A 15,111-nucleotide genomic window follows, 5' to 3' on the forward strand; every position below is an offset into this window, starting at 1 on the left:
ATACTGCGATAATTATGCAGTACCTGATCCAACTGGGATCAACAAGCAAGGAGAAGCACATGGACTGGACAGAATCTGGGTTCATCGTTGCAACCCTCATTATTGCGTTGATCGCATTGGTCCTTGTGCTAGCTGCACGCAGGGATGCACGCGTTATTCGTGAAAGTGCCGAACTTGAAGCACAACGAGTTCGTGACGAGATAGCGCAGGCGCGGCTTTCTTTAACGCGTGAACAAGAAGAACTTGCAGCGCAACGCGCGATGTTAACCGTGAGGGAAAACGAGACACGCGAATTACACGCTCACGTCAAAGAACTGGAAAAGAGCACACAAGAAGAACGTGATGCCTTCCAGAACCACACGGTCGAACACAACAACCGTGTGCGTGCTGACCTTGAGCGGTTAGCACGCATGACTGGTGATGAAGCACGCACAGAACTTTTTGACGAAGTGAAACGCGCAGAAGAGTCTTATCTCGCACGGATGAAGCATGAAAGCGCGGTCAAAGCCCAAAAACACGCAGAAGCAGAATCTCAGCGAATCATTATTGACGCTATGGCTCGACTCGCGGTGCCCACAAGTAATGAACAGTCCGTTGAAATAATCGAGTTGGAATCCGCAGACTTCAAAGGCCGAATTATTGGTAAAGAAGGCCGAAACATCAAAACGTTTGAAGCGCTCACCGGAGTGGACCTACTCATTGATGACGATTCTTTAGCTGTACGAATTTCAAGTTTTCATGCAGAACGCCGCGATATTGCGGTGACAGCTCTACAAGGACTGCTCGCCGGAGGCGTGGTAAATCCGGCACGTATAGAAGACGAAGTGGAACAGGCTGTAGCGAATGTCGAAGTTCGTGCGAATGAAGCAGGCTTAGATGCTGCCTCAACTGTGGGAGTAGAAGGGCTCGCCCCGGAAATCATTGAAGCGCTCGGCCGTTTACGTTTCCGTACCTCATATCAACAAAATGTTTTGCAACATTCAGTAGAAACAGCCCTCATTGCAGGCTTGCTCGCTGACGAGTTAGGCCTTGATGCACGTTTCGCTACGCGCGCTGGCCTACTGCACGACATTGGCAAAGCTCTCACTCCTAAACAGCGCGGCAGCCATGCCACATTAGGGGCACATCTTGTGCGTCAGGCAGGCGAATCAGACCGTCTTGTAAACGCCGTTGCTGCGCATCACCGCGATGAAGAGCCAGAAACACTAGAAGCCGTACTCGTGCAAATTGCTGACGCGATTTCTGCCGCTCGACCGGGTGCTCGTCGTGAAGATGCAGCACAATTTACGGAACGCATGGAAACTCTCGAAGCAGTAGTCCTTGAAATACCCGGGGTAAAAAATGTTTTTGCGCTAGCTGCCGGTCGGCAACTTCGGGTAGCAGTCGAACCACAGCAGGTCCCTGAAGACGCATTAGAAGAACTTGTCGCTCACATTGCCCAAACTGTTGAAAAATCGACTACGTATTCTGGTGAAATCGAAGTCATTGTTATTCGTGAACAACGAGCTCGAGCAATCGCTGGCTAACTTTTTGGCCGGCTTAGTCTGCCTTCAACAAACTGGGCTAGTCGGGTCAAAGACAAATTCACTATTAAGTAGATACCTACGACCGCAACAAATAAGGGCAGTCGAGAGGTTTCCCCGAAGTAACTGTAGTTATCTTTCATCGTGGTCAGTAGTTCGTTGTAACCGACAATGAAGCCCAACGATGAATCTTTAAGCAGAACAACAAATTGGCTGATGAGTGATGGCAGCATTAAACGAATGACTTGTGGGAACTGAATAATTCGCAAGTTTTGCCAACGGGTCAGCCCAATTGCTGTTCCTGCTTCTGCTTGTCCGCGCGGAAGTGCGACAAGCCCTGCCCGAAGAATCTCAGCCATCACTGCTGCGTTATACAGTGTTAGCCCGAAAACGACTGCTTCAAAGGATGAAAGTTTTAACGCTAAGAGCCCAAAAAACATCATCAATAGAACTGGCATGCCCCGCAAAAACTCAATGACGATGACTGCGGCGCCTTTCACGATTTTGTTATTGGCGCTTCGCAATACCGAGAGGATGAATGCGAGGGCGAAGGCTAACGGGGCTGCAATAAGAGCAGCTTTTAGTGTCATTCCTAACCCGTGGATGATTAATGACGACCACACGTCAGCAACGTTTTGGCCTTTAGGCGGATCGTATAGGACAGCCCAGCGTTCGTCGAAAACACCGCGATCGGCAGCATTTTTGAATGCCAAAAAGAGAATGAATGCGATGATAAGACCAAAAATGAGTGAGTATATTCGCTCGTTTCTTACGGTTTTTGGTCCTGGCGCATCGTAAAGAACCCGGTTTGTCATCGTGCGAACACCACCTTTCGCTCAATAAAGTTGGCGAGCAGACCAGCCGGAATTGTGATGATCAGATAGAAAGCGGCAACTCCCAAAAGGATAGGTATGACATCGGCGGGGTGGTCGAGTGAAAGCCGTCGGCCAGTGGACGTGAGTTCAACAACGGTGAACCCTGCAGCTACTGACGTGTTTTTGGTGAGTGCGATAAGAACATTGATGAGGGGAGGAATTACGCTGCGTACTGCTTGCGGAAGAATAATGAGTGCCAGTGTTTGGGTTGTGCGTAGCCCGATGGCACGTGCTGCTTCTGCTTGTCCTACACCTACGGAGTTAATTCCTGAACGCACTGCCTCGCACACGAAAGCGCTGGTGTACACCGATAGTGCAATTATCGCTGGCACTTTTCCTAGCGGAAGGATTATTCCGAGAGTTGGGAGCACGAAAACGAAGAACACAAAAACGAGTGTGAGGGGAGTGTTGCGTACCGTTTCAACATATACGGCAGATACGGCTCGCAACGATCCCATAGGGGCGACTCGCAAAGCTGCCAGCATCGTTCCAAAAATGAGGGATAAGACAGCAGAGACTACTGCTAGGAACAGAGTTGTTGTAAACCCTTGGAAAAATGCTGGTAACTCGTCAATGACTGTGTGCATGGATAGGCTTTCGATAGGCGCGCGTGTTTCCGTGAGGTGTGCCGCATAGTTTGCGGCACACCTGGAATCGTTGTGTTTAGTAGCGGTCTATGACTGGAGGGTCAGGCAGTGGAAGTACCTGTCCAGCTGTGTCTTGCCATGCGGTTTCCCAGCGGCCGTCATCAAAGGACTTTTCGAGAGTGTCGTTGATGAAGTTACGGAAGTCGGTGTCTCCTTTTTTGAGGCCGATTCCGTAGGGCTCTTCGGTGAATTGTTCTCCAGCGAGCCGGAATTCGTCTTCAGATTCTGCTACATAGCCGGCGAGGATAACGTTGTCTGTTGTTACTGCATCGACTTGTTTATTGCGTAGTGGGTCGAGGCAGTCCGTGTACGTGTCGAGCGTGACGAGCTCTGCTTGGGGATAGTTTTCGGCAATGTTTTGTGCGGGTGTTGAGCCGTCAACTGAACATACTTTTTTGCCATCTAAGTCTTCGGGTCCGTTGATGTCACTGTTGTCTTTTAAGACCATGAGCGACTGGCCTGCAATGTAGTAGGGGCCACCAAAATCTACTACTTCTTTGCGTTTGTCGTTGATGGTGTATGTGGCAACAACAAAGTCGACTTGACCTTGTTCGATGAATGTTTCACGGTTTGCGGATACTGTTTGGACCCATGTGATGTTGTCTGCAGAGATGCCGAGTTCACCAGCAATGATTTTTGCTATTTCGACATCGAATCCTTCAGGGTCACCGTTTGGTGCTTTCAACCCGAAAAGTGGTTGATCAAATTTTGTTCCGACGGTAATTTTTCCGTCTTCGGCAAGCCGTGCCATGGTGCTGTTGGCGGGGAAGGACCCCGGGTCAACATCGGAAACTGCTGGTTCGTCGCTGCCTGATGAGCAGGCTGCTAGGACAAGAGTGCTAGCTAGTGCGGCGAAGATAGTGTGTTTGATTCTCATGTCATGCTCCTATCGTGTTGCTGAGCAATACTGTGCGGTGCTTTTAGTGAGAAATGATTTTTGAGAGAAAGTCTTTGGCGCGTTCTGAGGTGGGTGCGGTGAAGAATGTTTCAGGGTCGGATTCTTCGACGATTTGCCCATCAGACATGAACACAACCCGATCTGCGGCTCGACGAGCAAACCCCATTTCGTGGGTTACGACCACCATGGTCATGCCACCACGGGCAAGTTCTACCATGACGTCAAGGACTTCGTTAATCATTTCTGGGTCGAGTGCGGAGGTAGGTTCATCAAACAGCATCACTTTGGGCGTCATGGCGAGTGCGCGTGCTATTGCGACTCGTTGTTGTTGTCCGCCTGAAAGTTGCGCGGGTGTTTTTGCTGCTTGGTTTGCTACACCGACTCGTTCAAGAAGTTCCATGGCATGCTTCTTTGCTGCTTCTGGTTTTGTCTTCTTTACTTTGATTGGTCCGAGAGTGACATTTTCTAGGATGCTTTTGTGTGCGAAGAGATTGAATGATTGGAAAACCATTCCGACATCTGCGCGGAGGTGGGCGAGTTCCTTTCCTTCGAGAGGTATTTCTTTTCCATCGATTCGGATGGAACCGGAATCAATGGTTTCTAGTCGGTTAATTGCTCGGCATAGAGTTGATTTACCTGATCCTGAAGGCCCAACAACGACGACAACTTCACCGCGTGCAATAGTGAGGTTGATGTCTTTTAAGACGTGAAGGTCACCGAAGTATTTGTTGACGTCGTTCATATCAACAAGAGGTTTTCCGGTGTCTTGCGTCACATTTTCGCCAACTGTCATGCAGACAATCTAAGTCAAATCTGGGTAATGTGCTATTCAAGGCAGGTTACGTTCTTGCAACGATCACGAGAATGTGACATAGCACCTCATGGAAGAATTGTTGGTTTTCCGGGGCTGCAAAGTATTCTGTAAGGTGATGTCTGCTAATCATTTTTCCCCTCAAAAACTCGCAGTGGCTACCCAACTTGGTCTTCCTGGCCAAGGCGATGGTGCTGCACATTCGTCGCTTACCTCCGAAGATGCCGAAGCGGCTGCTCGCAGCACCAGCGAGAGCCAGCGCACGTATGTTGTCAAGACGCTTGGCTGCCAGATGAATGTTCACGATTCCGAACACATGGCTGGAATGCTTGAACAGTCGGGGTATCGTAAGGCCACACTTGACGAAGAGGCCCGCAATGAAGCGGACGTTATCGTTATTAACACGTGTGCTGTTCGCGAGAACGCAGCCAACAAATTGTATGGAAACCTAGGTCAACTGGCTGCGATAAAAAATAAGCGAAAAGGCATGCAGATAGCTGTTGGCGGCTGCCTCGCACAAAAAGACCGCAACACTATTGTTGATCGTGCCCCATGGGTTGATGTGGTGTTCGGAACCCACAACTTAGATGCTCTTCCCGTGCTCCTGGAACGTGCTCGACACAACGAGGAAGCACAAGTCGAAATCGCTGAATCTTTACAGGTGTTTCCTTCCACCTTGCCAACTAAACGCGAATCTGTGTTTGCTGGATGGGTTTCAATTTCGGTGGGCTGCAACAACACGTGTACGTTCTGCATCGTGCCGCATCTTCGCGGCAAGGAACGCGACCGCCGCCCAGGGCAGATCTTGTCCGAAATTGAGGCTTTGGTTGCGCAAGGAGCAATTGAAGTAACTTTACTGGGCCAAAACGTCAACAGTTATGGCGTTGAGTTTGGCGACCGTCAAGCTTTTTCTAAATTGTTGCGGGCCTGTGGAGAAATCGAAGGTTTGGAACGAGTCCGATTTACGTCACCACACCCTGCAGCGTTCACTGACGACGTTATTGACGCGATGGCTGAAACCCCCAACGTGATGCCACAGTTGCACATGCCGTTACAGTCGGGATCGGACCGAATCTTGCGTGCAATGCGTCGTTCCTACCGTTCTTCGAAGTTCTTAGGCATCCTCGATAAAGTTCGGGAGCGTATGCCGCACGCTTCCATTACGACCGACATTATTGTTGGTTTTCCGGGAGAAACAGAAGAAGACTTCCAAGAAACCATGCGCGTTGTCGAAGCATCGCGGTTCTCTTCGGCATACACCTTCCAGTATTCGCCGCGCCCAGGCACTCCGGCTGCTGATCTCCCTGATCAACTTCCTAAAGAGGTTGTGCAGGAACGCTACGAACGGCTTTTGGCTCTGCAAAACCGTATTAGCGCTGAAGAAAGCCAAAAACGTGTGGGCACAACTGTCAACGTGCTCATCACTGAAGATGGCGGCCGAAAAGACGAAGCGACACACCGGCTCACTGGACGCGCAGAAGACAATCGCCTTGTGCACTTGGCTCTGCCGGAACACGTTGCTTCGCTGGTTGACCCAACGGGGGCTGTTGAACTAACCGATCCACGACTTTCCGACGACATACCGGCCGATCTTCCACGACCCGGTGATGTTGTGACCGTTCGGATCACTAAGGGCGCACCGTTCCACGTTGTTGCAGATTCTGCTTTGGAACCTGAAAGTGTGTACGCTGTTCGCCGCACAGCGGCAGGAGACGCATGGACACGACGCGAGAAAACACGATTGGGTATCCTCGCAGAGGAACATTCACACGGCGGTAACAACGCTCAACGCGATGAATCAGGTTCCGTTTTGTTAGGACTGCCAAGCCTGCGCAAAGCCTAAACGTGAACTTGCTAGAAAAGCTCCAACACATATGTGCTGGAGCTTTTCTTATGTGTTTCTCAATTTTCCGGAGACTCTTCGTCTTGGAGGGGAGAGATCGTTGTGTTCAAAAATTCAAAAAACTGCAGTGAAGATTTAAGCGCGTAATCAACAGAATATTCAAACTGTTTTTTACTCGCTCCAGATGAGTAATCGAACGTTATTTCAGCAAAGATGGAGTGTTCGTGGGTTTCTTCGTCTTCCCTGACAAAGACTTTTGGCCCCAATTTATCGCGGTTCCAGTCGTTGGCGACCTGCATGAGCATGAGCTTTGATTCGGTGCTTATTTTTCTGCGCCATCGTGCACGTATTTGGAAGAAACGTTTGTCGGGTCCCATAAACATGAACCAGAATGGGTGTCCATCCCATACGCCTACGACATCGCCGTCATCATCAATAGAGAACTTGTAATCTTCTGCACTTAAGTAAGCGACGAGCCTGTCTCTGTCAACAGGTGAGGTGAGTTCTGTGCCGAAATGTGCTGCCTCAACACGTGGTGTGGTTTTTGTGAGGAGGCGTCGAGGCTGTAGCTCTGATGAGCCGGCAGCAGGTGCGTGTCCGTCTTCTCTGATGTGTGGAGTTTCAGGGGTGTGTGTCGCAGGGTCATCGTTCCGACCAAACCATTTTTTAAAGCTCATGAGTGCACCTGCGCAGGGTCTGGGAAAACAGTGTCTAATTCGTCAAAAAGCTGATCTGCAGTTTGGATTCCGCACAGCAGGGCATCTTCAATATGATCTGTTGTTGCGCCAAATTCGAAGTCATATGTGACTTCGCTATATACATTTATTTGACCGTCATCACGCACGCGATAGTACGCTTTGGGCCAAATCATTTTCATGTTCCATTCATTGCAAAATTCAAGAACGCGATTGGCGTTTTCGATGGTAGCGAGACGATTCCACTTGCCGCGTACTTGTAGTACTTCGCGTTGTTCGCCGAATTGCAAAAAGTAATAGACGCGGTTTGCGCTGTGGCAGCCGATGTCGCCATCTGAATCAATAAAATAACGAAGATCGTTGTCTTCTAACCATTTAATTATGCGTTCGGATGTGAGTTGCTCAGGAAGCGTGGGCGTACTCATGTGTCTCTCCTTACGACCCGTCATAGACGATCCATGTGTTGCTGGTCATCATATTTTTAGACTAATGCGCGATATTGTGTGTGCGCATGGGGCATACCAATCAAGCCTACCGGTGTTTGCTGAGAGTCTGTGACCGGGGCTACTAGTTTGCGCTGATGGCGGACGGTGAGTCCGGGCCATAGACGAAAGTACCCTGTACGGTTATTGAGTGAACACATCGACGTCATCTACTGTGTCTGAGTATTTCTCTGATGCCACTATTACGTGTGTTGTCAATGCTGCCCCATTGCTTCTTCCAGGCGTTGGTGGGGCTGTCGATGAAGGTGCTTCCTCGCGTGCACGTGAGGAGCAGAACGTTATAACTGCAGTGCGTAACCTTATGGAACGCACGCAGACAAAAAAGAAGGATGTGCCACGTATAACGTGCATCGGTGAGCAAGGAATGTTGCAGTTGCATACATCCTCACGCTTACATGATGCCCCACTGATGAGCAGGGCCATGTCGTTAAAACAATGGCTAAAATTGGATTTTTCCGCCATATATCAGGCTTTAGGGGTTCCTTTTTCAGGCCGTGAGTCGGAAAAACTGAACTGTGACAAGCCATGGACCAAGCCAGCTCACCAACCATATGCGACAAGCGTAGGGTTAGAAGTCGTCAGATTTTTGTGTGCGAGCGCACTCTCGCACTATGAGCCTGCTCCGATGTGGTCATCTCACATGGCAGTTCACATCGTGGCAATTGGCGCAACCCTGACAGAAGAACAACGTGAAGCGGTCATTAAAGATGCCCTAGCCTCTGACTGCATTTTTGTTGCTACAACGGACAGAGACACAGACGGCATGTTGCCTAATGGCCTGCAAGGAGAGCGGCTCGCCGCGCAACGTGAAATTGACTACCTTGCCCATGCCGTACAAACAACAAGGGCACACTAAACGGTAGCCTGAAGTAGTGGACATTATTGCAGTCGTAGGCCCCACCGCGACCGGAAAATCAGATCTCGCACTTGATATTGCAGAGCACTTGGGTGGAACGTCAGCAGCAGAAATTATTAACGCAGACGCCTACCAGCTGTATACAGGCATGGATATTGGTACAGCAAAAGTTGCAGAAGAAGACCGCCGAGGCATAACGCACCACCAATTAGATGTTCTTGACGTACACGACGATTCCTCTGTCGCTGCATATCAAACGCATGCACGAAAAGATATTGCTGCCGTGCATAGTCGCCACAAGCGGCCAATTCTCGTCGGCGGATCTGGTTTATACGTGCGGGCAGTACTAGACGAGATGACGTTCCCAGGCACCGATGCCGCAGTACGTGAAACACTCGAGGAGCAAGCGGAAACCCTTGGTACGCACGCACTTTATCAACGACTGTTACACGCCGATCCGGCCGCAGCACACGCAATCGGTTCACGAAACACGCGACGAATAGTTCGTGCACTTGAAGTTATAGAACTGACAGGAAAACCCTATTCTGCGAATCTGCCACGACAAGAGTACGTGCAACCAACTATCACACTTGGTCTCGACTATGACCGTGAAGCCCTCGATCAAAGGATCGAACAACGCGTTGACATCATGCTCGAATCTGGCTTAGTTGAAGAAGTGCGCGGTCTTGTCGACTATGGCATGGGACGTACTGCCGCACGGGCCGTGGGCTATGCAGAAATCATTGAGTATCTTCAAGGCAACTGCACACTCGATGAAGCAAAAACACAGATCATCACGAACACGCGACGCCTTACCCGCAAGCAAATGGGATGGTTCGGACGCGACCCAAGGATTCAATGGTTAGATGCCCAAGCGCCACACCTCGTCGAACAGGCCCTCGACATTGTGCATAAGCATGACCAGGGGCTGATAACGCATAACACGGAGCATCCAGTTCGTCGTAGTCTAGGTTCATGACAGAACTTGCTTTCGTAAAAGGTCACGGTACACGCAACGACTTCGTACTTTTTGATGACCGCGACAATAAGTTCGACCTCACATCTGATCTTGTGCGTAAACTCGCTGACCGTCACGCAGGTATCGGAGCCGATGGCGTCATCCGCGTGGTTGCAAGTCGCTACATTGACGAAGGCGCCGAAATTCTAAAAAGTGAACCACACGCAACATGGTTCATGGACTACCGCAACGCAGACGGCTCAATCGCGCAAATGTGCGGTAACGGAGTGCGCGTTTTTGCCGCCTACCTTGAAGCACTAGGGCTCGTCTCATTCAGTGGGGGAGAAACCATCACTATCGGTACACGTGCAGGTGCACGAACCGTATCGAAGCAGGATGGCTGGTATCGCGTGGGTATGGGAACGTGGAGCATGCCATACGCAACGCAGGCAGAAACATCCGGTTACGACGCTACAGTCACATGCACTGGATTAGAACCCGAAACCTCCCCGCGCCCAGGGCTCAGCGTCGACATGGGCAACCCGCACACTGTGATTGTTGTAGAGAGTACAGAGCAACTACGCGCAATAAACTTACAGGTAGCGCCTCACGTCGAACCTGTACCTCCACACGGAACAAACGTAGAAATAGTGGTGCCGCTCAACACGACACATGCCGTTAATGGACACACGCAAGGACACATCGCAATGCGAGTGCACGAACGTGGAGTAGGAGAGACGCAATCGTGCGGCACAGGAGCATGCGCGGCGGCAGCCGCCGTAAGATATTGGGCACACGCACAGCACGACGACAACTCCACACCTGTCCCAGATTCGTGGTTAGTAGATGTCCCAGGTGGGCAAGTACAAGTCGATTTTGCCGACGACTACGTGTGGCTATCAGGGCCAGCAACCTTGGTTGCTCATGGAACCGCGCACATCGAACTTCTGTAAACAACACCGCCCGTCAATGGAATGTTTGCGTTCCACTAGCGGGCGGTCAATGGTAGAGGTTGCAAGCTAAACGCCGAACCTCGTCGTCTCTAAAATGCGGAAACCCTTAGAACTCGCAATACGTTCCGTATTCGCAGCCATAAGTCCATGAGGATTATCCGCCGAAAACTGTTCATTGAGCCAACGCTGCAAAGAGTCAGCCCCCAAATTCTTTTGCACCACCAAAAAAGCGCGAGCATCAACTTCAAGCCGCGGAAGCCAACGCAACAGCAACTCATGCAACGCATCTTTACCAATCCGAATAGGAGGATTGGACCACATCTCAGAAAACTGAATGTCAGCCGGAACCTGATCAGGAAAAACCGCACGAACATTAGACAAACCCAAACGTCCAGCATTCTCCCTAGTCAAGTCAAGAGACCGCTCATTCACGTCCACAGCCCACACAGTTGCCCGTGGATTGAGCAACCCCATCGACAAAGCAATAGGACCCCAGCCACACCCAATGTCAAGAACATGACCCTGCGGCGGTGCACTCATCTCTTTCAACAAAACACGTGTGCCAGCATCCACATGCCCCGGCGAGAAAATCCCAGACGCAGTCACCACATCAGCCTGCTGTCCAGCAAGCTCAACCGTTATGGTACGTTTCTCCAACTGCGAGCTTGGAGACGACGAAAAATAGTGATCGCCAGTAGCGTCATCACGTGAAGAATCAGTAGTCACATATACAAGGATAACGAGTGCCCACGCAGAGAAAATAAAATGAATCAACCTCACACTGTATGAAACGATGACACGACCCACTACACAAGACATGCGCATCCGTTCCGCACCCGCATAGCCATGCGCAAAACACTCGCACGACTGCGCTCGCAGCGTAAGCGAAAAATGGCGTAGGAACAAAGCAATACAATGGAAAGTGCCAGTCGGCATATAAGCAAGAGCGAAGAGGACTACATGCCTAACGAATCTCAACCTGAGCATAACGACTCACCGGAGTTCGACGTGCCTGAACCCCTCAGCCGCTCAGACCGCGATATCGCTCACGACGTCGTTGCGCGAGTATTAGCACGTGCAGGAACAGCCGTAGACGATGGTGCCACCCAACACCGAGAACACGACGGTGCTCAACTCGAATTGGAAGAACGAAGCGCACTACGACGCGTCGTTGGATTATCGACCGAACTCGAAGACGTTACCGAAGTCGAATACCGCCAACTTCGGTTGGAAAAAGTCGTGCTTGTCGGCTTGTACACCCGAGGCACAACCGTAGAAGCCGAGGTGTCCCTGCGTGAACTTGCGGCACTTGCCGAAACCGCAGGATCCGAAGTGCTAGACGGTGTGCTGCAACGCCGTGCCAACCCCGATCCAGGTACATATCTAGGTTCAGGAAAAGCCCGTGAACTCGCCAACATTGTTGCCGCATGCGGTGCAGACACAGTTATCGTCGACGGTGAACTCGGACCATCACAACGCCGTGGTCTCGAAGACATTATTAAAGTCAAAGTCATTGACCGCACAGCACTCATCCTCGATATCTTTGCTCAACACGCAAAATCCCGTGAAGGTAAAGCACAAGTAGAACTTGCGCAGCTCGAATACCTCTTACCGCGCCTACGCGGTTGGGGTGAATCAATGTCACGGCAGGCCGGTGGACAAGTCGGATCAGCCGGTGCAGGAATGGGTAGCCGAGGCCCAGGTGAAACAAAAATCGAGCTCGACCGTCGTCGTATTCGTAACAGAATGGCAAAACTGCGGCGCGAAATCGCTGCAATGAAACCAGCACGAGAAACAAAACGCGCCACCCGAAAAAGAAACGCCGTACCGGCCGTCGTCATCGCCGGATACACAAATGCCGGAAAATCTTCGCTGCTCAACGCATTAACAGGGGCCGGGGTCCTCGTGGAAAACGCATTATTTGCGACCCTTGATCCAACCGTGCGCCGCACTAAAACAGCCGATGGACGCATCTATACACTCGCAGACACAGTCGGTTTTGTGCGTGCACTGCCACACCAACTTGTTGAAGCGTTCCGCTCCACACTTGAAGAAGTCGGAGAATCAGACCTCATCTTGCACGTAGTCGACGCATCACATCCTGACCCAGAAGGCCAGATTAGTGCAGTCCGCCACGTCCTCAGCGACATCGATGGGGTTTCTGAAATCCCCGAAGTGATTGTTTTGAACAAAGCCGACATGGCAGACCCAGAAGTTATTGCACGAGTACGCCACAAAGAGCAGCACGTTTTCGTTGTGTCAGCGCATACAGGTGACGGAATCGACGAACTCCTTGAGTACATTGCCCAAGCGTTGCCTAGGCCTTCCATCGATATTGACCTCGTCGTGCCATATTCTCGAGGCGACCTTATCAATAAGATTCACCTCGAAGGCGAAATTGATGAGCTTGAACATATAGAACACGGCACCCACGTGCGTGGTAGGGTCGCGGCAGACCTCGCCCAAGAATTAAAAGCCGCAGCAGTATAAACATGTACAACACAGGAGAACAGCGACCTTGACAGTGTCAACAACTGAAAGCACTATCGATCAGTTATTGGACACTGCGGTTAATGCTCTAGGCGGATCGCCCCGTGATGGGCAGCGAGACATGTCGCACTCTGTCGCGAACGCGTTACACGAAGGCGAACATCTACTTGTCCAAGCTGGAACCGGTACCGGAAAATCTTTAGGCTACCTTGTCCCCGCCGTTCACCACGCAGTGACAACAAACCAACGCGTCATCGTGTCAACAGCAACTCTCGCCCTGCAACGACAAATCATGACAAGAGATTTGCCGTTGGTTGCGGATGCGCTCGCAACGAGCTTGCCGCGCAGACCAGAAATTGCTGTGCTCAAAGGATGGAGCAACTACGCGTGCCTCCACAAAGTCCATGGGGGATACCCGACAGAAGAACAACTTACACTTTTTGATACGGGACCTTCCCAAACTGCCAACGACCCTACCGGAACAAAAATATCTGCGCCCGAATACGAAGGCATCGCAGCACAAGTAAAGCGGGCAACGGAATGGGTGAACTCGACAGATACCGGCGACAGAGATGATCTTGTTCCCGGTGTATCAGATCGAGTGTGGCGTCAGATATCTATCGACAAACTCGAATGTATGGGATCAAAATGTCCTTTCATCGACGAGTGCTTCCCAGAGTTTGCCCGCCAAAGCGCGCATGAAGCAGATGTCCTCGTTACTAACCACACGATGGTGGGCATAGCAGCAACAGGGTCACCACACCTCTTTCCAGAATTTGATGCGCTTATCGTCGACGAAGCGCACGAACTTGTCGATAGAGTAACGTCATCAGCTACCGTAGAACTATCAATCGGCAGCCTTGAACATACTGCACGCCTCGCGCGTAGACACGGTGGGGTAGCAACAGGAACACTCGACTTCGCTATTGAAAACCTCGCACTGGTATTAGAAGACCATCCAGAACAGACCTTTGCTCAGGGGCTGCCCGAAGACATACAAACCTCAGTGGAGGCTATTCGTGATGCGTCACGAACCTTAGTCAGCCAACTTGCACCTAAAAAAGATAATGCAGGCGATGGTAGTGACCCTGGCTTAAAAATGGCGCAAGCAGCGATGGTCGTGCTTTTTGAGATTGCGGAACGCATGGCTGCCGATTCACAAGGCGGCGATGTTTTATGGTGTTCACGCTCGAGGTCAGCCCACCAAGAAAGCCCCGCACGATTACACGCTGCTCCTTTAGGGGTAGCCAACTTACTTGCGACAAACTTGTGGGCGAGCCACACCGGAGTTATTACTTCTGCAACGCTCAGCCTTGGTAAGTCGTTTGATCCGGTAGCTCGCGGTCTCGGCGTCGATGTCTCACATGATCCTGAAACAGGATTAAAGCGTTCCTGGAACGCGCAAGATGTGGGAAGCCCGTTTGACTACGCCAAACAAGGAATTCTCTATATTGCGCGGGATCTTCCAACTCCAGGAATGTCACCGACTACCGAATCTCAACTCGACACAATCGCAGAGTTGATAGAGGCAGCTGGTGGTCGAGCCTTGGGATTGTTTTCGTCGCGTCGGGCAGCACAACACGCGGCTGAAGCGTTGCGTGAGCGGCTTGACTATCCAATTTTGTGTCAAGGGGACGACCAACTCCCCACCCTTGTGCAGGAATTTTCTGAAGACACTGAAACGTGTTTATTCGGCACTTTATCGTTGTGGCAGGGTGTGGATGTTCCAGGCGATTCATGTCAACTTGTGATTATGGATCGTATCCCGTTTCCTCGTCCTGACGACCCTGTAAAATCAGCTCGCGCGCGAGCAATAGCGCAATCGGGCGGAAATGGTTTTATGCAGATTTCGGCGAGTCATGCTGCGTTATTACTTGCACAAGGAGCTGGGCGCCTTATTCGATCTATCCACGACAAAGGCGTTGTTGCGGTCCTTGACCCGCGACTCGAAACGGCTCGCTATGGATCGTTTTTGACGGGGTCAATGCCAGATTTTTGGCGCACAACGCGCAAAGACGTGGCGGTTAGCGCATTGCGTCGTTTACGCGGTGAGACGTAG

At 51.0% G+C, this 15,111-nt stretch carries 14 protein-coding genes; 7 read left to right on the forward strand and 7 right to left on the reverse strand.

From position 1 onward, the window contains the following. The first annotated feature begins 59 nt into the window (after window positions 1-59). Complete coding sequence (locus tag ACR9EC_RS01990; RefSeq protein WP_435299852.1) at window positions 60-1,526, forward strand: Rnase Y domain-containing protein; 1,467 nt, start codon at window positions 60-62, stop codon at window positions 1,524-1,526. On the opposite strand, the gene ACR9EC_RS01995 is transcribed toward ACR9EC_RS01990, so the two are convergent. The 4 genes from ACR9EC_RS01995 to ACR9EC_RS02010 all read right to left on the reverse strand — a co-directional run bounded on the left by ACR9EC_RS01995 (window position 1,523) and on the right by ACR9EC_RS02010 (window position 4,685). Further along, window positions 1,523-2,338 carry an amino acid ABC transporter permease gene (locus ACR9EC_RS01995; protein ID WP_435299853.1) on the reverse strand — a complete coding sequence of 272 codons (816 nt, stop codon included), beginning with the start codon at window positions 2,336-2,338 and terminating at the stop codon, window positions 1,523-1,525. The genes ACR9EC_RS01990 and ACR9EC_RS01995 overlap by 4 nt on opposite strands. Continuing rightward, on the reverse strand, window positions 2,335-2,985 hold the full coding sequence (locus tag ACR9EC_RS02000; RefSeq protein ID WP_435299854.1) for an amino acid ABC transporter permease: 651 nt from the start codon (window positions 2,983-2,985) through the stop codon (window positions 2,335-2,337). Before ACR9EC_RS02000 ends, ACR9EC_RS01995 begins: the two co-directional genes overlap by 4 nt. Window positions 2,986-3,061: 76 nt before the next feature. After that, on the reverse strand, window positions 3,062-3,922 hold the full coding sequence (locus ACR9EC_RS02005) for a glutamate ABC transporter substrate-binding protein (protein ID WP_435299855.1): 861 nt from the start codon (window positions 3,920-3,922) through the stop codon (window positions 3,062-3,064). A 43-nt stretch (window positions 3,923-3,965) separates the two neighbouring features. Beyond that, window positions 3,966-4,685, reverse strand: coding sequence for an amino acid ABC transporter ATP-binding protein (locus ACR9EC_RS02010; RefSeq protein ID WP_435300587.1), 720 nt, complete (start codon window positions 4,683-4,685; stop codon window positions 3,966-3,968). A gap of 187 nt (window positions 4,686-4,872) precedes the next feature. On the opposite strand from ACR9EC_RS02010, the gene miaB reads away from it, so the two are divergent. Continuing rightward, window positions 4,873-6,597, forward strand: a complete 1,725-nt coding sequence (gene miaB / locus ACR9EC_RS02015) for a tRNA (N6-isopentenyl adenosine(37)-C2)-methylthiotransferase MiaB (protein WP_435299856.1) — start codon at window positions 4,873-4,875, stop codon at window positions 6,595-6,597. A gap of 59 nt (window positions 6,598-6,656) precedes the next feature. Here miaB and ACR9EC_RS02020 read toward each other — a convergent pair whose 3' ends face one another. Then, entirely contained in the window at window positions 6,657-7,274 is a 618-nt protein-coding gene (locus ACR9EC_RS02020) for a YbjN domain-containing protein (protein ID WP_435299857.1), read from the reverse strand. After that, the gene (locus tag ACR9EC_RS02025) at window positions 7,271-7,717 is read right to left on the reverse strand and encodes a YbjN domain-containing protein (protein WP_435299858.1); all 447 of its coding nucleotides are present in this window, start codon (window positions 7,715-7,717) and stop codon (window positions 7,271-7,273) included. The genes ACR9EC_RS02020 and ACR9EC_RS02025 overlap by 4 nt, the downstream gene beginning before the upstream one ends. Window positions 7,718-7,925: 208 nt before the next feature. On the opposite strand from ACR9EC_RS02025, the gene ACR9EC_RS02030 reads away from it, so the two are divergent. From ACR9EC_RS02030 to dapF, 3 genes are read left to right on the forward strand one after another with little or no spacing between them, the layout of a single operon-like run. After that, window positions 7,926-8,651 (forward strand): hypothetical protein, encoded by a 726-nt coding sequence (locus tag ACR9EC_RS02030; protein ID WP_435299859.1) that lies wholly within the window; start codon window positions 7,926-7,928, stop codon window positions 8,649-8,651. Window positions 8,652-8,667: 16 nt separating this feature from the next. Continuing rightward, entirely contained in the window at window positions 8,668-9,630 is a 963-nt protein-coding gene (gene miaA, locus ACR9EC_RS02035; RefSeq protein ID WP_435299860.1) for a tRNA (adenosine(37)-N6)-dimethylallyltransferase MiaA, read from the forward strand. Further along, a complete protein-coding gene (gene dapF, locus ACR9EC_RS02040) occupies window positions 9,627-10,562 on the forward strand; it encodes a diaminopimelate epimerase (protein WP_435299861.1) in 936 nt (311 codons plus the stop codon). The genes miaA and dapF overlap by 4 nt, the downstream gene beginning before the upstream one ends. Window positions 10,563-10,628: 66 nt before the next feature. Here the strand turns inward: dapF and ACR9EC_RS02045 are convergent, their stop codons facing one another. Then, complete coding sequence (locus tag ACR9EC_RS02045) at window positions 10,629-11,288, reverse strand: class I SAM-dependent methyltransferase (RefSeq protein WP_435300588.1); 660 nt, start codon at window positions 11,286-11,288, stop codon at window positions 10,629-10,631. A gap of 234 nt (window positions 11,289-11,522) precedes the next feature. Here ACR9EC_RS02045 and hflX point away from each other — a divergent pair, with 234 nt between their 5' ends. Beyond that, window positions 11,523-13,052 carry a GTPase HflX gene (hflX, locus tag ACR9EC_RS02050; RefSeq protein ID WP_435299862.1) on the forward strand — a complete coding sequence of 510 codons (1,530 nt, stop codon included), beginning with the start codon at window positions 11,523-11,525 and terminating at the stop codon, window positions 13,050-13,052. 34 nt (window positions 13,053-13,086) lie between these two features. Then, a complete protein-coding gene (locus tag ACR9EC_RS02055; RefSeq protein ID WP_435300589.1) occupies window positions 13,087-15,111 on the forward strand; it encodes an ATP-dependent DNA helicase in 2,025 nt (674 codons plus the stop codon).

The organism is Timonella sp. A28, from assembly GCF_051200815.1.
Classification (GTDB): Bacteria; Actinomycetota; Actinomycetes; order Actinomycetales; family Cellulomonadaceae; genus Timonella.